The 21,423-nt window shown below is 61.4% G+C and carries 16 protein-coding genes; 10 read left to right on the top strand and 6 right to left on the bottom strand.

Annotation, left to right across the window (positions count from 1 at the left end):
• Window positions 1-2: 2 nt before the first annotated feature.
• On the bottom strand, window positions 3-1,460 hold the full coding sequence (locus tag AC5E6W_RS21880) for a hypothetical protein (protein ID WP_491754471.1): 1,458 nt from the start codon (window positions 1,458-1,460) through the stop codon (window positions 3-5).
• Window positions 1,461-1,908: 448 nt separating this feature from the next.
• On the opposite strand from AC5E6W_RS21880, the gene AC5E6W_RS21875 reads away from it, so the two are divergent.
• The 7 genes from AC5E6W_RS21875 (at window position 1,909) to AC5E6W_RS21845 (ending at window position 9,217) form a co-directional block, all read left to right on the top strand.
• On the top strand, window positions 1,909-2,079 hold the full coding sequence (locus tag AC5E6W_RS21875) for a Flp family type IVb pilin (RefSeq protein ID WP_491754470.1): 171 nt from the start codon (window positions 1,909-1,911) through the stop codon (window positions 2,077-2,079).
• Window positions 2,080-2,395: 316 nt separating this feature from the next.
• On the top strand, window positions 2,396-3,244 hold the full coding sequence (gene cpaB / locus AC5E6W_RS21870) for a Flp pilus assembly protein CpaB (protein ID WP_491754469.1): 849 nt from the start codon (window positions 2,396-2,398) through the stop codon (window positions 3,242-3,244).
• Window positions 3,241-4,686: a type II and III secretion system protein family protein gene (locus tag AC5E6W_RS21865; RefSeq protein ID WP_491754468.1), complete on the top strand. Its 1,446-nt coding sequence runs from the start codon at window positions 3,241-3,243 to the stop codon at window positions 4,684-4,686. Before cpaB ends, AC5E6W_RS21865 begins: the two co-directional genes overlap by 4 nt.
• Window positions 4,687-4,720: 34 nt before the next feature.
• On the top strand, window positions 4,721-5,953 hold the full coding sequence (locus tag AC5E6W_RS21860; protein WP_491754467.1) for a CpaE/TadZ family protein: 1,233 nt from the start codon (window positions 4,721-4,723) through the stop codon (window positions 5,951-5,953).
• A gap of 18 nt (window positions 5,954-5,971) precedes the next feature.
• Window positions 5,972-7,330, top strand: coding sequence for a TadA family conjugal transfer-associated ATPase (locus tag AC5E6W_RS21855; protein ID WP_491754466.1), 1,359 nt, complete (start codon window positions 5,972-5,974; stop codon window positions 7,328-7,330).
• Between the two features lie 3 nt (window positions 7,331-7,333).
• The gene (locus AC5E6W_RS21850; protein WP_491754465.1) at window positions 7,334-8,302 is read left to right on the top strand and encodes a type II secretion system F family protein; all 969 of its coding nucleotides are present in this window, start codon (window positions 7,334-7,336) and stop codon (window positions 8,300-8,302) included.
• 6 nt (window positions 8,303-8,308) lie between these two features.
• The gene (locus AC5E6W_RS21845; RefSeq protein ID WP_491754464.1) at window positions 8,309-9,217 is read left to right on the top strand and encodes a type II secretion system F family protein; all 909 of its coding nucleotides are present in this window, start codon (window positions 8,309-8,311) and stop codon (window positions 9,215-9,217) included.
• Between the two features lie 7 nt (window positions 9,218-9,224).
• Here the strand turns inward: AC5E6W_RS21845 and AC5E6W_RS21840 are convergent, their stop codons facing one another.
• Window positions 9,225-10,859: an alpha-L-fucosidase gene (locus AC5E6W_RS21840; RefSeq protein WP_491754463.1), complete on the bottom strand. Its 1,635-nt coding sequence runs from the start codon at window positions 10,857-10,859 to the stop codon at window positions 9,225-9,227.
• A gap of 73 nt (window positions 10,860-10,932) precedes the next feature.
• On the opposite strand from AC5E6W_RS21840, the gene AC5E6W_RS21835 reads away from it, so the two are divergent.
• A complete protein-coding gene (locus tag AC5E6W_RS21835) occupies window positions 10,933-13,383 on the top strand; it encodes a family 78 glycoside hydrolase catalytic domain (RefSeq protein ID WP_491754462.1) in 2,451 nt (816 codons plus the stop codon).
• A gap of 12 nt (window positions 13,384-13,395) precedes the next feature.
• On the opposite strand, the gene AC5E6W_RS21830 is transcribed toward AC5E6W_RS21835, so the two are convergent.
• Window positions 13,396-14,478, bottom strand: coding sequence for a glycoside hydrolase family 130 protein (locus AC5E6W_RS21830; protein ID WP_491754461.1), 1,083 nt, complete (start codon window positions 14,476-14,478; stop codon window positions 13,396-13,398).
• Window positions 14,475-16,568 carry a beta-galactosidase gene (locus AC5E6W_RS21825; RefSeq protein WP_491754460.1) on the bottom strand — a complete coding sequence of 698 codons (2,094 nt, stop codon included), beginning with the start codon at window positions 16,566-16,568 and terminating at the stop codon, window positions 14,475-14,477. Before AC5E6W_RS21825 ends, AC5E6W_RS21830 begins: the two co-directional genes overlap by 4 nt.
• A 323-nt stretch (window positions 16,569-16,891) precedes the next feature.
• Here AC5E6W_RS21825 and AC5E6W_RS21820 point away from each other — a divergent pair, with 323 nt between their 5' ends.
• The gene (locus tag AC5E6W_RS21820; protein ID WP_491754459.1) at window positions 16,892-17,587 is read left to right on the top strand and encodes an aspartate/glutamate racemase family protein; all 696 of its coding nucleotides are present in this window, start codon (window positions 16,892-16,894) and stop codon (window positions 17,585-17,587) included.
• The gene (locus AC5E6W_RS21815; protein WP_491754458.1) at window positions 17,584-18,837 is read left to right on the top strand and encodes an MFS transporter; all 1,254 of its coding nucleotides are present in this window, start codon (window positions 17,584-17,586) and stop codon (window positions 18,835-18,837) included. The genes AC5E6W_RS21820 and AC5E6W_RS21815 overlap by 4 nt, the downstream gene beginning before the upstream one ends.
• Here AC5E6W_RS21815 and AC5E6W_RS21810 read toward each other — a convergent pair.
• Together AC5E6W_RS21810 and AC5E6W_RS21805 are read right to left on the bottom strand one after the other, a co-directional pair.
• On the bottom strand, window positions 18,834-20,138 hold the full coding sequence (locus AC5E6W_RS21810; RefSeq protein WP_491754457.1) for a four-carbon acid sugar kinase family protein: 1,305 nt from the start codon (window positions 20,136-20,138) through the stop codon (window positions 18,834-18,836). The genes AC5E6W_RS21815 and AC5E6W_RS21810 overlap by 4 nt on opposite strands.
• Before the next feature lie 2 nt (window positions 20,139-20,140).
• Window positions 20,141-21,418 carry a ribulose-bisphosphate carboxylase large subunit family protein gene (locus tag AC5E6W_RS21805; RefSeq protein ID WP_491754456.1) on the bottom strand — a complete coding sequence of 426 codons (1,278 nt, stop codon included), beginning with the start codon at window positions 21,416-21,418 and terminating at the stop codon, window positions 20,141-20,143.
• Window positions 21,419-21,423: the final 5 nt, after the last annotated feature.

The raw sequence follows: 21,423 nt of genomic DNA, 5'->3' as shown, positions 1-21,423 counted from the left end.
GCTCAGTTGGGCAGCGGAGTCGTCCGCTCCAGCAGTACCACGTTGCCCTTGAGGTAGTCGATCTTCCAGTGCGAGGTGCGTTCGAGGAGATAGACGAGCGGAGCATCCTGCTCGAAGAGCACATAGCGGATTTTCTGCTGATCGAGCAGCTTCTCGGTGTTCTTGAGGCGAACGATGTCGAGGTAGTCCTTGAAGGTTCCGTTGTACTCGAAGATATCGACGCGCGAATCGATGAAGTCGGGCATGTCACGCAGGTTCCAGATCATGTAGCCGCCCCAGAGGAAGTCGTTGAAGACACGACCCTGCAGGTTCATCGCGCGCAGGTCGGCGACGGCATCGACGGGGAAGAGTGGCATTGTCTTCTGGGAGTCGACGTCCTTGACGAGCATGGACTGCTTGACGGCCATGATGGTCAGCACGGCCATGGCTGCGAAGTTCAGCAGCGGCTTGGGGCGATAGTTCTCACCTCGCTTGACAGGAGGGAAGCGCATGGCAAACGCGGGCGCCGCAGTGATGGCGAACATGTAGAGGAAGCGCGAGTGACTGAGCGCGGAGTAGAGGCCGGCGCCGACGAAGGCGAGGTCGTGCAGCTCCCACTCGCGCTGCTTGTAGATCTGCCAAATGATAGCGATGGCAAGCAGCACAAGGAGGATCTCGCCGCGCACGGTGTGTACGTCGGTGGGTTTCCACTCTTCCACGTTCTCGATGTTGAGCTTCTGGTGGAAGGCGAGGTTGAAGGGATAGGCAACCAGCTTCCAGCCGTACGGGTTCACGAAGAGCGCGGCGACGCTGGTGAGGATTGCGCCGATCATCGTGGTGCGGGTTCTCGAGTCCATGCCGCGACTGGAGATGGCTCCCCAACGAAACGGGAAGGCCGCAGTAAGGAAGAAGATTCCGAGCAGCGCGATGCCGATCAGCCACGAGCCATGCGTGTTGACCCAGACGATATAGAGCGGAGGTAGCAGCCACGCCATGGCAGGCCGCGGCTTCTCCTTGTCGTAGATGCACTCGAGCAGGTACATCTCCACGATGAGGCACATCCAGCCAAAGAGGAGTGTGCGCGGACCGTACGACACGCTGGACAGAAGCATGCCCGCAAGCGTCACGACGAAGGAGCCGACTGCGCTCTTCGAGCGGCGATAGCTGACGACGTAGATGCCGACCGTGACGAGTGCGATCGCGACGGCGTTGACGAACCACACGCCCTTGCCGCCGGCGATCTGCCAGCCCCAGTAAAAGGGCAGTTCGGCGATCCACTCATGGTTCATCCACGCGGCATGGAGCGCGGTGGAGGAATAGATGTCCTGGGTGATGAAGCGGTGGGTCTGGAGCAGGATCTGGGCGTTGCGCAGGTGCCACCAGATGTCGGGATCGCTCATGGAACGCGGTGTGACGATGAAGACCAGCGCAGCGAGAGCGTAGCCCATCGTTACGGGCAGGCTCAGGAGCCGGTCCTTCACACTGCGTTCATCCTGGGTCGCCATCCCCCGAAGAATAGCCGAGGCAGCGCCTCGCCCGCGCACGAAAGCAGTACAGGTTACCTACCTTCGAACGGCCCTTTGGTGCAATGAGGGACACTACGTAAGTTACATCGAAGGACTGTACAACCCCTCCTGCAGCGCCGATAGAGAGGTGCAAAGCCGCGCCGCTATTGATGAGCCACGAGTTCCTGCCGGCTGGAAGCGCTTGATTCTGCGAATTGTCGACACCGATATCCAACGAACGGGTCAGGGGGTTGTCCCCGGTACGTACCATTACCAGGGTGCCCGATAGACCATTCAGGTGATTGAGGTCCTCTGCTGTGGCGGCTAACGTTGCAACAGATCGAGGGAGTTGCAGAGTTCACCCGAGTGCCCCCACTCACTCCGCAGGCTTCTCCGATCAATTCGAAATTTCAGGAGAAGTCACATGTCGTTCATCAAGAATCTGCTGCAGGAAGAGTCCGGTCAGGATCTCATCGAGTACGCTCTGGTTGCCGGCCTCATCGGCCTCGCTGCCGTCGCCGCCATGTCCACCCTCGCCACCAAGATCAGCACCGCATTCAACACAGTTGGAAGCCAGCTCACCAGCGCTGTCTAGTTCGTCACCCTCGGTTGCTTCTCCTTGCGGCGGGTGGCTCCAAAGCCACCCGCCGTTCAACCCTCAACGCGTCTCTCAATACACGAGAGGCAAACCGGAAAACCTGTAGCACACGACAGCCTGAACGCAGTGGCATCGGTGCCAGGACCTCCGCGGCCCCCACGATCGCAAGACTGGCGAGGATCGCAAAGGCGCCAGAGGCCAGGCCGCAATGCGGCCCGATGCTTGAACCGGTTCGAAGAGGCCGGTTGTCGTGCGGACGCCTGACGACGGATGCCTTTGCCCAGAGGAGTGTGCTGCAATGAACTTTCGGCGAATGGCGACGGCCCTCTTAATTGGCCTGCTCATCTCAGGCACCTGTACCTACCTGCTGAGCCGCGCGCTCAGGGCGCGCTCGACGGCGAAGGCTCCCGAACTCAGCTACGTCGCTCCGCTACGGCCCCTGGCCGCGGGCGAGATTATCAAGGCGGACAGCCTGGAGATGGTCACCTGGCCGGCCAGCCAGCCGATTCCCGATGGGTATGCGAAGCCGGATGCACTCATCGGCCGCGGTTTGCTTTATCCCATCGACAAAGGGCAACCGATTACTGAAAGATTTCTCTCCGCGACTGGCGCAGGCGCTGGTCTTGCGGGCAAGATCCCGGATGGCATGCGCGCTGTGGCGCTGCGTTCGGATGACATCGTCGGCGTGGCCGGCTTCCTGATGCCGGGCTCGCATGTGGATGTGCTCGCCTCGCTGCAGGTGAAGAGCAAGGAAGAGTCGGTCCCTGTCACGGTCACTATTCTGCAGAATGCCGAAGTCGTCACCACGGGTCACCAGATTCAACCCGACCCGGAGGGCAAGCCTGCGACCGTCAACGTGGTCACGCTTCTGCTCAAGCCCGACGATGCTGAGCGTGCGGTCTTTGCGAGTCAGCAGGGTCCGATCCATTTTGTGCTGCGCAGCGGCACCGACAAGGTGCAGGCTGAAGTCGGGCCCCCGATGCAGCTGGGCCTGCTGGTCGGCGGCATGAAGGCGGACCTCTCCGGGAATGCCTCGTCCGCGCCGGGGCCTCGTCCTCGTCCCACGCCCGTCCGTGTTGTCGATCCTCCCGCGTCCATCAGTGTCGAAACAGTCAGTGGCGATAAGTCGACCACAGACACCTTCAAGGTACCGACGCGATGAAGATTGTCACCTCCCATTTTGTCTGCGGCGCAGCGGCGCTCTGCCTGTCGGTTGCCGTTGTTGCGCAGCAGCCTGCAAAGCCCGTGCTACTTGCCATGGCGCCCAGGGCTGCGACGCCTGCCGCACCGGCTACGCCGGTAACAGCGCTTGTCCCTTTACCGATGGCGGTGCACGCCGCATCCAGCACGGACACGTTGCATGTGCTGGTGGGCCAGTCGCTGATGCTGCATGACGTCAATCCGCTGCGTCGCATCTACGTGGGCAATCCGGCCATCCTGCAGACGTACACCTCGGGGCCGCAAGAGGTGGTGCTTACAGCAAAAGCTGCCGGCGTCAGTACCCTCGTAGTATGGGACACGGCGGACCACTCGACGATGTATACCGTCCATGCGGATGTGGACACCTCCGGTCTAAGTGCCTCTCTGCGCTCCGCGTATCCAAACGACATCATTACCTCTACCGCAAGCGAAGACCACGTCACGCTTACAGGCACCGTTCCAACGCCGGAGATCGCCGAAGGCGCGGTGAAGCTAGCTGGGATGTACGGCAAGGACGTCGTGAACTCGATCAGAGTGGTGCCGGCGCACGGCAAGCAGGTGCAGCTGAAGCTCACGGTGGCGGAGGTCGACCGCTCCAAGCTTGTCCAGTTCGGCATCAACATCTCACGGGCCTTCGGCAGTAATGTCGGCTCGGTGACGACAGGTCAATATCCGTCGTCGATCACCGCGACTGGAACAGGCGCCAGCACCTCGGCGACGGCTACGGCCAGCAACGCGCTGAACTTCTTCTTTTACAATTTCGAGCACGGCTTTGGCCTTACCGTGGCGGATCTTGAGACGGCGAATCTGCTTCAAATCCTCGCCGAGCCGACGTTGACGACGCTGAGCGGCAAGACGGCGCGCTTCCTCTCCGGTGGTGAATTTCCTGTCCCTATCGTGCAGGGGGGCACCGGCAACTCAACGGCAGTGTCTGTTGTGTTCAAGCAATATGGCGTGAAGGTGGAATTCCTGCCTGTCGTCAACGAGGATGGAACGATTCATCTGGTGGTGACACCGGAGGTCAGCACGCTGGACTATGCGAATGCGGTGAGCATCTCCGGCTTTACCATTCCGGCACTGTCCACCCGCCGATCCGAAACGGAGATCGAGCTGCGCAGCGGACAAAGCTTTATGCTGTCGGGGCTGCTGAATCACACCACGACGGATGTTCTTTCCAAAGTGCCAGGCGCTGGCGACGTTCCTATCATCGGCCATGTCTTCAAGAGCAAGAGCTTGACGAAAGGCGTCAGCGAGCTCGTGATCCTGTGCACGGCCTCGGTGGTCGATCCGCTGCACGATGCGCCAGAAACAACGATACCGAAGATGCCTGTCCCCCCTCTCGATGAGAAGAAGTTCGACAAGAACGTCGACAATGCCGAGAAGACGTATCCGACAAACCACTAACTGATAGTGGTGTGAACCAATAGAAGTGAGCACAATGCCGACCGAGACACAAAAAACGGAGACCACCCAGGCTGTCTTCAGCGTCTGCGCGACTCCAGACGTCGCGACTGCATCCTCAGCGGCGACGCAGAGCGTCAATGGCGCGGAATTTGTGGGTGAGTTTCAGGAGTACATTACCGGGGACAAGCGTCCGCAGTTTCCCGGTGTGATCAATAACTCCGAGAGCGTTGTGGCGCTGATTGACTGCGATCGCAACCCCGAAGCCGCGTTGGAGACGATCGACCGCCTGCGCAGCATCTTCCAGCAGAGAGTCTCGCTTGTGGCCATCGCTACGAAGACCGAGACGGATTTTCTGCTGCGCGCGATGCGAGCTGGCTGCGATGACTTCCTCTCCAAACCGCTCGACCGGCCCGCCTTTACCTCCGCGCTCAACCGCTTCCAGCGCGCTCGACAGACAGCGTCCCAGGTTTTGCCCGGCAAGGGAAGGGTGCTCTCGTTCTTCGGCGTGAAGGGCGGAGTCGGCACCACGACGCTGGCGGTGCACCTCGCGATTCACCTTGTGAAGAAGCACCAGAAGAAGGTGCTGCTGATCGACTACAAACACGAACTGGGACATATTGCGCTGCATCTCGGCATCAAAGAGAGTGCGTACTACTTCGATGAGCTGGTACGTAATGTCGATCGCCTTGACACCGATCTCCTCGAGAGCTTCGTCACGCGGCATCCGAGCGGGCTTGAGGTCATCCCATCGCCCGATGTGGTGGCTCCGCCACGCGATGTTCCTGCGGACTCCATCGCACGAATCATGGAGGAGCTGCGCCGGCGTTATGACTTCGTTCTGATCGATACCTCGATGCAGTACACCAGCATTACGCACGCGATGATGAGTTCGAGCGATCAGGTAGTGCTCATCGCCACGCCCGACGTCGCCGCGCTGCGGGACCTCGTCCGGCGTGTGGAACACTACGCGCTCATCGATGGCTTTACGGACAAGCTGAACGTCGTCATCAATCGCTCGACCTCCGATGATGCCGTTAGCCAGCAGGACATCGAGAAGACGATTCACTTTCCCATCTATCTGGCGGTGCCGAACAATTATGCCGAGCTGATGCGCGCCATAAATGCCGGCGAACCGGTCGTACCCGCACAGCGCGGGACCTTCAGCAGTGCGTTTCAGACATGGGCCAACCGGTTGACCTCCGACGGCTCCCAGTCGATACAGGCCCCTGAACCCCTCAAGAAGCGTTCCTTCTTGTTCGGGTTCTAGCCGGAAAGGAACTCTTTCATGGCCGATCAAACTCTTGTAATGACTGGGCCACCGCGTGCGCAGGCAGCGGTAGTGGAGATTCGCAGCAGCCTGCACCTTGCCGACTCGGCGCGCTATCAGCTCAAAACGGACGTACACCATGAGCTGATCAAGCGTGTCGACCTCGAGGAGCTGGCCGGTCTGCAGAACGATCCTTCCGGCCGCTCGAAGCTGCTGGCAACGATCTCGCAGCTCGTGGCCGAGCAGAACATTCCGCTCACCGCAGCCGACCGCGACTCCATCTCGAAGGAAGTGATGGATGAGGTCTTCGGCCTCGGCCCGCTGGAGCCTCTGCTTCACGACCACACCATCTCCGATATCCTGGTCAACACGTACAAGACGGTATACATCGAGCGGCGCGGCCAGCTGGAAGAGACCAACATCTGCTTCCGCGACAACGCACATCTGATGCACATCATCGACAAGATTGTCTCCGCCGTCGGACGCCGCATCGACGAATCGTCACCGATGGTCGATGCCCGCCTGCTCGACGGCTCGCGTGTGAACATCGTCATTCCGCCATTGGCCATCGATGGCCCGCTGATGTCGATCCGGCGCTTCGGTGCAACGCCGCTCGCTGCCGAAGACCTTCTTGCGAAGAAGGCCATGACACCCGGCATGATGGAGTTGCTAAAGGCTGCGGTAAAGTGCCGTCTCAATATCGTCGTCTCGGGTGGTACCGGCGCCGGTAAAACAACTCTGCTCAATGTTCTCTCCGGCTTCATCTCGCCGGATGAACGCATCGTCACCATCGAGGACTCGGCCGAACTGCAGATCAAGCAGAGGCATGTGGGCCGGCTCGAATGCCGTCCCCCGAACCTCGAGGGCAAGGGCGCGATTCGCCAGCGTGAGCTCGTGATCAATGCGCTTCGTATGCGTCCCGACCGCATCATCCTCGGCGAAATCCGCGGTGAAGAGTGCCTGGACATGCTGCAGGCGATGAACACGGGTCATGACGGCTCCATCACCACCATCCACGCGAACACACCGCGCGACGCGATCTCCCGTATGGAGACCATGACGATGATGGGCAACATCGCGCTTCCGGAGAAGGCCATCAAGGCGCAGATCGCCTCGGCCGTTCACCTCATCGTGCAAGCCTCGCGCATGAGCGATGGAACGCGCCGCATCACGCACATCTCGGAGATCACCGGGGCTACCAGTGAGATTGTTAGCATGCAGGACCTGTTCCTCTTCGAGAAGCGTGGCCTCGACGCCAATGGCCGCGTGAAGGGACGCTTCGTCGCAACGGGCGTGGTGCCGAGCTTCGACGAGAAGCTGAAGGCCGCTGGCATTCCTTTCTCGCTCAGCATGCTGAACGAGGTGGTTGAGGTCTAGCGTATGGTTCTTCTCCTTGTCGCCTTCGCGATCTCGTTTCTCACCAGCGTAGCTCTGGTGCTCTTTGTCTCCGCGCCTGCGAACCAGCAGCGCGCTGTGCAGGAGCGCCTGGTTGTGTTGCAGAACACGACCTACGAGGCGCCTGAGAACGAGCGGCTGCACCTGGCCGACAAGGAGCCGCGGCGTAAGTTCTCCGGCCGCATCACGGAGCGGTTCAAGAGTTATCACTTCGCCGAAAACCTCGAGCTGCTGATCATGTACTCAGGATCGAAGCAGTCAGTAGGCTCCATCATCATGATGAGCGTTGGCGTGGCCGCCGTTGCGGGCTTCATCGTGAACTGGTTTGATGGTCCAGCATTCCTCGTCGCGGGCATCTCGCTGCTGGGTACCAGCTTTCCGTACTTCTTCCTTCGCTTCAAGAAAGGAAGCCGCCTGAAGAAGTTTGAGGCCGCATTGCCGGATGCCATCGATCTGATGGCGCGCGCGCTACGTGCCGGTCACTCCGTCGCCTCGTCGATCGAAATCATCTCCGAGCAGACGCCGCAACCTCTTTCGGCGGAGTTCGCACTCTGCTTCCAGCAGCAGAAGTTTGGTATTCCCTTCCGTGACGCGATCACCGCGATGGGGCAGCGCGTTCCATCGCAGGACCTGCACTTCCTTATCACCGCGGTGCTGGTGCAGAAGGAGACCGGCGGCGACCTTACCGAGATCCTCGACCGCACGACGCATGTCATTCGCGAGCGGGGCCGCATCCAGGGCGAGATCCGAACTTATACCGCGCAAGGCAGGCTTACCGGCTGGATTCTTTCCGCGCTCCCGGTGGGAATGCTGGGTCTCACGAACATCATTACGCCGGGTTACTCCAGCGTGCTCTTCCACGATCCATTGGGTCAGATGCTGCTTGGCGCGGGTGCCGTCTTCATCTTGCTCGGAGCATTCATCATCTCCAAGATCGTCGATATCAAGGTGTAATCCGCTATGGATATATTGCTGTACATCATGATGACGATCACCGGGGTGTGCATCGTCGGCATCATCGCCGCGGTGATGATGCAACGCGCTGCGCGCACGATCAGCGAGCGCGCCCTTGCGGTGATGCAAGGCATGGACGTGACCGCGCCGACGTTGAAGCAGCAGCGGTCCAAGGAACTCCAGGACAAGTTCTTTCAGCAGTTCCGCAAGATTCGCTCGCGGCTCGGCATGCAGGAAAACCAGCAGCTGCTGGACCGGTTCCTCTCCGCGGGCCTGAACACTTCGCGCTATGTCGATATCTACGTCGCGGCGCGGGTGCTCGGGCCGATCATCGCGCTGATCGCTGCGAGCTTCTGTCCCTGGAAAAGAATCTTCCTGATGACGACCGGAGCGGGGATCGCCTATCTCGCTCCTGACATCATCCTGACACGTATGGTGAAGGCAAGGCGCGAGCGCATTCGCTTGGCGATTCCCGATGCAGTCGACCTCCTGGTCATCTGCGTGGATGCGGGGCTTGGTCTGGATCAGGCCATGCTCCGTTGCGGTCATGAGCTCGGCAAGTCACACCCGGACATTCAGCAGGAGTTCCTGCGTATCAATCGCGAGCAGCGTGCAGGCAAGCAGCGTATCGATGCGTGGGCATCGATGGCGAAGCGCAACCAACTTCCCGAGCTCGACGCCTTCGTCAACATGCTGATGCAGACCGAACGCTTCGGTACACCGATCGCGCGAGCGCTCTCGCAGTTCGGTGACGGCATTCGCCAGAAGCGTCGTCAGCGTGCTGAAGAACTGGCAGCAAAGACGACTGTGAAGATCATCTTCCCGCTCGTGCTTTGCATCTTCCCGAGTCTCTTCATCGTGCTGCTCGGGCCTCCGGGCATCAGCATCATGCGATCGATGGGTGGCGGGCAGTAGCTCGTCCTCAGCAGTGGGTACGCAGTCGTAGAGCGTACGCCGGGATCGGCGGAAGTTCTGCGTCCGCTCCCTTCGGCAGCGTGACATGCAGGCCGAACTCATCCTGGTGGAACTCTACGGGCGAGAGGCTGCCGATCAGCTCGATGCGACACACAGGCGCATCCAGATAAGGATTGCCGCGAAAGAGTACCCGCATCGTCGTTGCTCCATCCGCCGGCCAGCCCATCAACAGCGCATAGGTCACACCTCCATCTTTTGATTGCGTGTAGCGCACGTCGGCCGGCGTATAGGCCTGGATGTCGTGGTTCTTCTCCGTGGAATTCTTGGGCGCCGTGGTTGGTCCTTCCCCGAAGACAGAGAATGGCCGCGTCGCGTAGATCGCTTCCCCATTTACGTGGAGCCAGCCTCCCATTTCGAGCAGCACCGTCTTCGCCTGTTCCGGGATCGTGCCATCAGCCTTCGGGCCAACATTGAGCAGCAGGTTGCCATTCTTTGCCACGGTATCGATGAGCTGCTGGACCAAGGAAGCCGCGCTGCGGTATTCATCGTTCTCGGCATAGCCCCAGGAGTGCACGGAGACCGAGGTATCCGTCTGCCACGGGAGCAGGCGCAACGTGTCGAGCTTGCCGCGTTCGATGTCGAGCGTCGCTATATTCGCAGGCATCGACTCCTCCTTGTAGGTCAGCACGGGCTTCACGCCGGACTCGGCCGATCGGTTGTAGAAGTACGCCGCGAACTGCTGCAGTTCGGGCTTGAACGCGGGTTGGCCGATCCACCAGTCGAAGTACATCAGCTCGGGATGATAACGGTCGACCACCTCGGTGGTCTGTGCGAGCCATTGATCGAGGAAGCGTTGATCGGGCGGCGTCCACTGCTCGAGATGGCTCGCGTTTGGCTCATGCGTCCAGTCGATGGGCTTGCCCGCGCTGGGGAACTTCATCGCGGCGGCCGGGCCATAGAGCAGGTCCGTAGTTGATGTTCGAGCTTTCACGTCGGAGTCCACCGCATTGCCGACGCCGTACCACCACCAGTGTTCGGCGGTGTGCATGGAGAGTCCAAAGTGCAGGCCCTTCTCCCGGGCAGCTGCTGCAAGCTCGCCGGTGGTGTCGCGCTTCGGCCCCATCTGCGCCACGTTGTACGGCGTCATCTGCGACTCATACATGGCGAAGCCGTCGCAATGTTCCGCCACGGGGACCACGTAGCGAGCACCCGCCTGGGCGAAGAGATCGATCCACTCTTTGGCGTCAAAGTGTTCCGCTTTGAATAGGGGGATAAAGTCCTTGTAACCGAAGCTGGTCAGCGGGCCATAGGTTTTGATCTGGTGATCGTGCGCGGGATTGTTTTCGATATACATGTTGCGCGAGTACCACTCGTTTCCGAATGCCGGAACGGCATACACGCCCCAGTGCAGGAAGATGCCAAACTTCGCGTCGCGAAACCACTCGGGCGTGCGATACGCGGATAGCGAGTTCCACGACGCATGAAACTGCACGTTGTGATTGGCAACATTCGTTTCAGCCCGCACCTGTGCGGTCTGGCGTGCGATGTTGCGTTGATACACGCTATCCCGCGCGGGTGTCGCATCTTGCGCAGCCGCGCAGATGGAGAGCGCGCTGAAGGAGAGCAGAGCAACCAGCTTCATGGCGTCACCATAGCAGAGGCATCGCTGCTCTGTTAGCTTGAGTAGCGGCGAGCTGGAGTAATACGGAGGTTTCATGATGTTGACGAGGCCGGCGACGGCGATTCTCGTTATGCTCGCTGTGCTGAATGCCGGCGCGCAACAGCCGGCGAAGAGCCGCAGGGCAGGATTGGGGGATGCTCACTGGATTGCTGCGCCGTTCTCCACGCAGCGGGATGGTGCGGAGCAGGATGGCAGCCGCCCAATGCCGATCTTCCGGCGGGAGTTGACGCTGCGTGAGCAGCCGCTGAAGGCCACGCTACGCATTGTCGGCCTCGGCCAGTGGGATGCATGGATTGCCGATGCCCACGAGGCGCTCCCCGTCGCCCCCGCAGGACTGCATGGAGCGTGGACGGACTATCGCAAGACCGTCACCTACGACACGCTGGACGTGACGCGCCTTGTGCATCGCGGAGCCAACGTGCTCTCTGTGATGCTGGGCAATGGCATGTACAACGTGCAGAAGACCACGCTAATAGGGGCTCGCAAGGGGACACGATATACGAAGTTCGCGGGCAGCTTTGGCGCGCCGGAGCTGATTGCATCGCTCGAGCTGAAATACGCGGGTGGCCGCACTGAAATCATCGACAGCGACGCGCAGTGGAAATCTGCGCCTGGTCCGTTGCTGTTCGATTCCGCCTATGGCGGTGAAGATTTCGATGCGCGACGCAACGATCCGAGATGGAAACTTGCCGGCTTCGACGATCATGCGTGGCAAGGTGTGGCCGTTGTGGAGGGTCCCGGCGGTGAGTTGATCCCTGCCATTGCTCCGCCTGTCGGTGTGCATGAGATTTATCAGCCGCTCAAGGTAACGACGCTGGCACCGGGCCGTGTTGTCTATGACCTCGGCCAGAACTTTGCAGGTATTGTTCGTATCCGCGCACATGGGCCTGCGGGATCAGTTCTGCGGTTGACTCCTGGCGAACTCCTGAATGCCGACGGAACCGTGAGCCAGGCAACCTTCCATGGACCGATGTGGTGGGCGTACACCCTGCGCGGCAGCGCGGACGAGGAGTGGCAGCCGCTCTTCGACTACATGGGCTTCCGCTATGTGCAGGCCGACTGGGTGAGTTCGCCATGGCCTTACGGTGATCCGATGGAGCCTCCAGAGGGCGCTGCGATCGTGTCGCTCGAAGGCGTCGCGGAGCACACGGATGCTCGCGAGGTAGGGAGCTTCGAGAGCTCGAGCGAGATGCTCAACCGCATCCATCGCCTCATCCTCGCGTCGATGCATAACAACGAAGTCAGCCTGATGACCGACTGTCCGCATCGCGAAAAGCTCGGCTGGCTGGAGCAATCGCATCTGCAGGCCGACGGCATGATGTTCAATAACGATTTGCAGAAACTGATGGCCGCGAATGACCGCAACATGGCCGACGCGCAGTGGGATGACGGCATCGTGCCGACGATTGCGCCTGAGTACACGCGGTTCGGCTCTAACTACGGCAGCTTCGATGACTCGCCGGAGTGGGGATCGGCGGCGATCCTAGAGCCATGGTGGACATACACCTTCTACGGCGATCGAACGCAGCTCGAGAAGGATTACCCGATGATGCAGCGGTACATCGCAGCGCTTGCGGGCAAGGCGAAGAATGGCATCGTGGAATATGGTCTCGGGGACTGGTACGACATCGGGCCGAAGCCGCCGGGGCTTGAGCAGCACACCACGCTGGGAGTTACCGCGACGCTGATGCTGGTGCAGGACGCTCAGACCATGCAACGTATCGCGGCGCTGCTGGATCACGCAAGCGATGCCGCGCATTATGCCGAGCTTGCCTCGAGGACGGTGGCTGCATTCAACGCGCGCTTCTGGGATCCTGCACACCAGTGGTACGACACGGGAGGCCAGACCGCGAACGCGATGCCTTTGGCGCTCGGCATCGTACCTGCGGAACGTCATCAGGCAGTGCTCGAGCACTTGATCGCGGACATCCATGCGCACGACGACCATACCAATGCCGGCGAAATCGGCTACCCGTACCTGTTGCGCGCGCTTGCGAAGGAGCATCGGGATGATGTGATCCTTGCGATGCTGATGCGCAAGGATCCGCCGAGCTATGGATCGCAGCTTGCGGCCGGCGCGACGGCATTGACGGAAGCGTGGGACGCGAACCCGCACTCCAGCCAGGATCACTTGATGCTTGGCGGGGCGGAGCAATGGCTCTATCGCCGGCTTGCGGGCATTGATTTCGATCGGTCCCGAGCGGATCCTGCGCAGCGCGTCACGGTGCGACCGGTTGCGCTCAGGGGGGTGGATTGGGTGCGGGCCGGATTCGACACGTCGCTGGGGCATGTCCAAAGTGACTGGAAGCGTGATGGAGCTCGAATGACCTACAGGGTCGAGGTGCCAAAGGGAACGTCGGCAACGATCGTGCTGCCAGCGGGAGCGCGATCGCAACGCTCGGGCGTCCACCCGATTGCGGCAGGAGATGAGGTGCGGTTCATAATCGGGCCAGGCACATGGACCTTCACGGCTCCTACGAACTGAGGCTTCGAGCGCTTACCACGGCTTCGAGCGAGCTACCGCGATGCCGCGCACCTCGTTCGGCCACTTGCCGGAGACCGCGCAATAGAAGTGATAGAGTGCACCCTCGTGAAAGATGACCGAGGGCTTGTGCGCGAAGGTCTCGTCGATGGTCCCAGGCGCTCCGGGTTCGATGAGCGGCTGTGCGACCTTGGTGAAATGGTATGGATCGGTACCAATGGCGATCAACTCCTTCGCTCGCCCCGGCCTGGTGTAGCCAAAGCCGAAGTAGTACATGCCAAATTGGCGGTCGCGTGTAACGACGTAGGGGTTCGAAGCGAACCTGCCGTCATCGCTGTTACGTGGTCCGTTGGGAAGGATGGGATTGTTCGCGTAGCGCGTCCAATGCACAAGATCGCGCGAGGTCGCGACACCGGTCTGTTCGTGCCACCCGCCGCCTTCACTCTTTGGCAGAGTGTCCGTCTTCGCGTTGTAGTAGAGGAAGAAGGTTCCATTCTGCGCGCGCAGCAGGTCGGGACGGTAGAGGCCACCGTGCTCCCAGGGCGCGCCGTCTTCTGGCTTCAGGATGGGCTCGCGGAGCTCCCAGTGCAACAAATCCGTCGATGTTGCGAGGCCGATCACGGCAGCGCCGGACTCATAGCCCGCACTGGGATACGCGTTCCATGCGGCGAGATACTTGCCGTTATGTTTCATGGCCTCGCCAGTTCCGTCGAGGCGCTTGTCGCGAAGGATGCTGCTGATCGCGAGGTTGTATTTCGTCCACTTTGATGCTGGATCGCGCGGACCTACGAGCGCGATTCGCTCCCAGTGCAGCAAATCCTTTGAGCGCGCGAGGCCGGTCTGATAGCCGGTTCCATCGAAGCCGATGTAGAGCATGTAGAAGACTCGATTCGCACGAAAGACGATAGGGTCATCGACCGCGATCTCGTCGAAGTCACCTTTGTGGCCTGTGCCACGCAGCAAAAGCTCAGGGTACTTATAGGGTGTGCGATAGGGCGCAGAAGGGTCGCTCGCACCCAAGGCGGTGCGGCCGATCGCGGCTGAGGCCGTGATGATCAGGCCATCGCGCAGCAGTGCGCGGCGAGTGCGTTGCCTCATGGAGCCTCCGAGACCAGGACGGCGACACCGTGCGCGGGAAGATGCAGCGCTGTGCTGCCGTCCGCCGTGGGATTGAGCGTGGCCTGCGTGAGCAGGTCGCGATAGTGGCCGTGCAGTGTCACCTCGCCGGGTTTCGCGGAATGATTGATGACGATGACGAGGCGGTGCGCTGGATCTCCGTCACGGACTCGTGTGTCGACCTCCATATTGGAGGGCAACACTCCCGCAACAAGGTCCTTGGCGCTGGAGGCATTCAGTGGCCGCAGCAGGATCTCGCTCAGCACAGCCTCATCAGGCAGCGTGCCTAGATAGGCGATGCTTCCGCCATCGACACTGCGCTCGAGCATCGCGGGCTGGTGGTCGAGCGGGCCGCCGGGGTCAATGTAGTACAGCGTAGGCTTAGCATCAGTAGTGAGCGGATGAAGCACCTCCGCCCAGATCTCGGCATGGCCTATGCCGTCGCCCGCCGACGTCCGCGCGAGACCGAGTTCATGATCGAGCGCATAGAACTGATCGACCTTCGCACCCAGCATATCGAGCAGAGGCCCAGGCTGCTCCTGCGGGTTCAACGCGTCAAAGTCATCCTTCATGCCGGCACGCGGTCCGAGGATGAGATGTCCTCCTGCGCTTACCCATGCGGAAAGCTTCTTCGCAAGCGGGGCATCGATAGCGTTGAGCGACGGTGCGACGAGAACCTTGTACTGCCCCAGCGGTGCGCGTGTTGGATCGATGATGTCGATCGCTTCGCCATGCGCGGAGGCCCAGCGCTCGAGTGGAGAGTAGAACTCCGTGAGGACCTTCTCCTGATCGTAGAGTCGCGACTGTAGTTGGAAGTCGATAGCCCAGCGCGAGTCGTATGTGTGTAGCAGGGCGATCTCTGCTTGTGGATGCGTGTCGGCAAGCGCGGCACGCACGTGCAGGAAGTCCGCTCCGAGTTGTGCGATCTCAGGATAGAGAGGCAGGGGCTCGCCATCCGGCCCAACGAGTGAGCCGTGGTATTGCTCCTGGCCGTTGAGCGCGGGCGCCCACTGCCAGTAGAGGATGGCATCCGCGCCGTGGCCGATGCCTTGCCACGCGACCGCACTGGTCTCTCCGGGATCGAGGGCGTTATTCAGCGGCGACCAGTTCACGAAGCCGGGCTGCGTCTCCAAGATCCAGAAGTTCTCGCGCTTCCAGCCGCGGGCGAAGTCGTCGAGCATAGCGTTCTTCGTGGCATCGAGATGACCGCTGCCGACGTAGTCGTCCCAGCTTGCGAGGTCGAGGTCTTCGTTGATCGCATAATGGTCCCAGTTGTCGGACCATGCGAGGCCGCCGATGTTGGTCGTGATGAACTGACGCGCGTCGATGAGTGGCCGAAGGGCATCGATCTGATTGCGCTGGAAGCTGCGCCAGGTTGCGGTGACGAAGTGCTTGTGCTCGAGCAGAAGCCCGGGATTGCCGCGCGTGGATTCCAGTGGGATTTGCGACCAGTCGCTGTAGGTTTGGGACCAGTAGGCGGTCGTCCAGCGCTCGTTCAGTCTGTCGAGTGTCTTGTAGCGGTCGCGCAGGAACTGTTGGAACATCGCGCGCGTCGCGGGATCGAAACTCTCATCGGTGAATTCGTTGCCGATCTGCCAGCCGATGACGTTGGGGTTGTGGCCGTAGCGGTGCGCCATCTCCGTGACGATGCGAGCGCAGAAGCGACGATAGAGTGGGCTCGCATAGTTGAACTGCCGCCGCATGCCGTGCTCGTCCCGCTTTCCGCTCGCGTCGAAGCGAAGTGTCTCGGGGTACTTCTGCGTGAGCCAGGCGGGCGGAGCGTCGGTGGGCGTACCGAGCACAACGAGGATGTGATGCTGCGCCGCCAACGCGATCGCGCGATCGAGCCAAGCAAAGTCATATCGGCCCTCCGCCGGCTCCATGGTGGACCAGGCGAACTCCCCGATACGCACCACGCTGAAGTGCGCCTGTTCCATCAGCGTTACGTCCTGTTGCCAGCGAGACTCGGGCCACTGCTCCGGGTACCAGGCTGCCCCTAGCAAGGGCGCATTCGGTGTGGTGTATGCGGCACGCTGTGCGAACGCTGCCGGCGCGAGGGAAGCCAGGGCCATCGCAAGGGCGAGTTGCCGTGTCGCAGTGCGGAATCGGGCGAGGGTAGCGGAGCGTCGCAAGAGGATGAGCCACGATGTGTTGTCGTCGGCAAGTCTAGGGTAAACGCACAGTGGGCGTGGCGGACTGAATCGGCGTTCCGCCATGCGGTGTCGCGCGAGCGCGTGGCAGGGTCGAGCCAGCAATTCCTCAGGATCGCGCAGATCCGTTGTTTACTCCGACCACATGGCCGCGATAGAAGTACGACACCTGATCGTTGCAGGAGACCGCACTCGTTGCAGATGCGCATGTCCGGCTCGCGGGACGAGGAGAGGATACACCCCGGATGAAACAGACTCTGGCCCTGATTCACACCAGCCCCACGCTCACCCCCATGTTCGCGGCCCTTTGCGCCGCAGAGATGCCCGACGTGCAGATCTTCCACATGGTCGACGAGAGCCTGATCAAGGAGACCGTGCGAGCCGGAAGGCTGCAGCGCAGCACGATGCGCCGGCTGCTGTGGCAAGTGGAGTCCGCTGTGGCAACAGGCGCAGACGCCGTGCTCGTCACCTGCTCGTCGATTGGCCCAGGTGTCGCGATCGCGCAACAGCTCTTCGACACGCCAGTGATCCGCATTGATGACGCAATGGCTGAGGAGGCCGTGCGGATGGGCAGTCGTATTGGCGTAGCGGCTACACTAAGCACAACGATGGCGCCTACGGTTGCGTTGCTGCGTGCTAAGGCCGCGGAGATCGACAAAGAGATCGAGATTGTGGAGGCCCTGGCGGTGGGTGCATTCGATGCGGTGATCGCTGGAGACGTCGAGACGCACGATCGCATCCTGTCGAACACGCTGCTGCAGGAGTTGCAGGATGTGGATCTCATCGTGCTCGCGCAGGCTTCCATGGCACGCGTCGTGAGGGCGCTTCCGGAAGGTGTATTGAAAGTCCCTGTGCTGGGCTCGCCGGAGCTGGCGGTCAAGCGTGCGCGAGGTGTACTGGCGCGCGCGCGGCAGGCTACGTCGGCCGAGGTCATGGCTTGACGAAGAGAAACAAGGTGCTCGCGTTCCTGTGTGCGCTGAGTGTCATCACCTTCATCGACCGGCTTGCCATCGCCGTGGCAGAGCCCGGTGTGCGTGCGGATCTCGGGCTTTCGCCTTTACAGTGGGGCTGGGTCCTGAGTGCGTACGTGTTGTCGAACGCATTGTTCGAGATTCCCTCGGGTGCCTTCGGTGACAGGCATGGGCAGCGTAGAGAACTCACGCGCATCGTGAGCTGGTGGTCAGTATTTACGGCTGCGACTGGTTGGTGTCGGAGCTTCTGGCAGATCGTAAGCTCGCGTTTTTTCTTCGGCGTGGGGGCGGCGGGTGCTTATCCGAATGCCGCAGGCGTCATCGCCCGCTGGTTTCCGCGGCAGGAGCATGCGCGTGCGCAGGGATTCGTCTGGGCGGCGAGTCGCCTTGGTGGAGCGCTCGCGCCGCTGGTGCTCGTGCCGATTGCGGAGGTGCTCGGATGGCGTGCCGTGTTTTGGGTGCTTGGCATCCTTGGCCTCGCCTGGGCTGTGGCGTGGTGGCTATGGTTTCGTACCGATCCTGCCGAGATGCCTGGCATCACCGAGCATGAGCTTGAGGTGATCCGTTCCGGTGGGGCGCATGTCAAGCGACACGGCGCCATCCCCTGGCGCACGCTGCTGCAGCTTCGCAACCTCAATCTGCTGGTCGTCGCATACTTCTGGTATGGCTGGGGTAGCTGGTTCTTCTTCGGCTGGTTTGCCACCTGGCTGGTGCGCGGCGCGCACTTCACGCCGGCGCAGATGGGTGTGTGGGCTTCGCTGCCGTTCTTCGTGGCGATGCTCGCGAACCTCGTAGGAGGCTTCATGAGTCGGCGTTTTGTGCTCCGCGTGGGAGCTGTGAGGACGTATCGCGCGATCACGTCGATGTGCCTGCTCTGTGGTGGTTTCCTGCTACTTGCCATGAGCTGGGCGAGCGGCCATGCGGCCATCGTGGTGCTGGCTACGCTGGCCTTTGGCGTGATGGATCTAATGCTGCCCTCCGCGTGGGCGATGTGCATGCGCCTGGGCGGCGACTATGGTGGCACTGCGACGGCGTTGATGAACACCGCGGGAAATCTTGGCGGTTGGGTCAGCGCTGTGCTCTTCGGCTACGTGGTGAAGGCGACAGGGAATTATGAGCTTCCCCTGCGCGGCATTGCGGCTGCTGTAATGCTCGCAGCCATGCTTTTTGCGTGCGTGGATGTCTCGCGGGGGATAAGCGCAGAAGCGGAGCAGAGTTAGTTGCCGCGAGCCTTCGCGAAGAAGTCGGACGCGCCGACTTGGCCGCCTTTGAGGATGAGCTCAAGCGGTCGAGCTTCAGCAGTTGTGCGGTGCGCGCGGCACAGTGGCGCTCCTGGATCGAGTGAGGCAACCCACGTTAGTGCGGAGATGCCGAGCTGCTGCACGGCATGCGAGCTGGTATCGCCACCGCAGAAGACGATGCGGCGAACCGCGGTGACAGCCAGTAAATCGTTCGCGAGTTGACCGAGTGCCGCTCCGAGAGCCGCGCCCGCAGCCTGGTCCGGCGAGTCGCCGGCTGCGGTATAGATCACCACATCGTGTTGCGCTCTGAGCTGACGCATTGCTTCGGAGATGACAGTGTGCCGATAGGCCTTCGCGCTGGGAGTGAGCCACTGCGTGGGCTCGATGCGGATGCCATGAAAGCCGTTCGCTAGCGACCACTCGATCTGCCGAGCTGTTGTCGCCGAGCATGACCCGCTAAGAACCAGTAGTGGCGATGTCGATGGAACGCTTATCCGGAGCGGAGGCTCCGGCGCAAGCCCCTCGGCACGCCACGCACATAGTAACGAGGCAGTGAGGCCTGAACTCGACGCGGAAAAGAGCGGATCGCGTTTCGCTTCGCTCCACAGCAGTTGTCCGATCGAAGCGAGGGACTCTAGATCCACGGTGTCGAAGAGAATCACGTGCAGGCCTCGATCCAATAGGGAATGCAAGGCCGCTTTGGCTTGCTCCGGCGAAGTGAGATCTTCGTGGCGGATGAGACCGATCCGCTCGCTCGTCTGCAGTGCGAGATGCTGAATGAGGTTGGGCTCTTGCATTGGCGTGACGGGGTGACGGCTCATCGGATGGCGGTCGATCCTATGGATCGTGCCATCCGGCCCGGCGGCGAAGAGCTTCCCGTCCATGAGGTACCGGCGCAGATGCGGCGCGCCGACCACGATGGGCACGAAGCGCGTGTTGAAGATACGGAGGCCTAGCTCAATCGCGCGGCCGATGTTGCCGATGTGCGGCGACGAGTCGAAGGTGGAGCAAACCTTGTAGTGTTTGACCGGCGCACTGAAGCCGCGGAACGCTTCAAAGATCTGCGGCAGATGCTCGCTCATCCACATTGGCGTCTGTGAGCGCGCGTCGCCAGCGATCCCAAACGCCCGCAGATCCGGGAAGCGTGCGAGCTGCTCGGTTGTGGGAGGGGCGAGGAATAGCGCTGCTGGAACGCCGTGCAAGGAGAGTTGCTCGAGCACGTCCGTCGAGCCCGTGAAGTCGTCGCCGTAGTAGGTGTAGAGCAGCGAGCCGTCGGTCATCGCTAAGCCCCGAACTTGATGAGCGCTTCTGCGAGTTCAGGATGGCTCGCAGCGTATGCCTCGAGCGCTGTGCCGCTGGTTGCAGCTTTCCACGCCTGCTGCAGGCTGCGAAGGCCGGCTGCAGGACCCATGGGATGGGCAAGAATGCCGCCGCCCGCAGCGAAGATGAGGTCCGTCGAGCCGAGCGCGGCGTAGGTGCCTGGTGCCTGTCGCGCTGACTGGCCGGACGAAAACACGGGCATGATTTCGCAGCCGGAATTTGGTGGGTCGAACATCGGCGTGAGGCATTCGCGCGCGGAGGCAATGACCAACTCGTCGCTCTCGCAGAACTTGTTCTGCAGGCCATTGACGTGAAGGTGATCGACACCCGCCAGCCTCCAGAGCTTCTGCGCAGCGACGAAGCTCATACCCAGCGCAGGTGAGCGGCTCATCATGCCCCATCCATTGCGATGTCCATGAATGACGAGCTGCGAGTGCTTGCGAAACGCGGTCATCGCAGGTAGGCCAACGGAGTGGATGCTGATCATGGCGCAACTTCCGCCTTCACGGAGAAGATGATCATGCCGAGCGAGCATTTCATCGAGCTCACCTGTGAGATTGGCGGCATACATGACTTTGCGGCCGGTTCGATCGAAGATCTCGCGCAGCACCGCGAGGATAGCCGAGGTGCGATCAGTGAAGGGACAAAGTGGGCCATCGGACTGAAGCTCATCGTCCTTAATGAAGTCGACGCCAGCCTCGGCTAGGACCCGCACCTGCTCTGCGGTTTGCTGCGGCCCCATGCCTACGCTTGGCTTGATGATCGTGCCAATGAGCGGACGGCCGTAGACGCCTGTGACCTTGCGCGTACCCGCTACACCGAACTGCGGTCCCTGATAACGCGAGAGGAAAGCTGGTGGCAATGTCAGATCGAGGAGCTTGAGCCCAGAGAAGGCGCGCAGCTCCGAGAGATTGCCCGCGACGGTTGCGAGCAGGTTCGGCAGCGAGGGTCCAATGTTGTGCAGCGGCCAAGAGAGCGTCACCTCGGCGGTCCGGCGGATGCCATCCCAGTTCTTCGGCGTGCCGCTGCCGGGCAAGCTCGGTGTGGCGGCATGCGGGCCTTCGACGATGCTCTCCACACGCGCGGCAAACTGTTCGCGCAACGCTTCGGTTTCACCCGGCACGCGGAGGAAGGTGCCGGTGGACTGCTCGCCAGCCATGGTCTCCGCCGCCTGCTCGAGCGGGAACGCCGTCTCGATGAAGTAGCGTGCGAAGAAGCGATCTGTCTTGCCTATGCTCATCTCTT

Source organism: Bryocella sp. (assembly GCF_058498515.1).
This window is presented reverse-complemented; position numbering and strand designations above follow the sequence as displayed.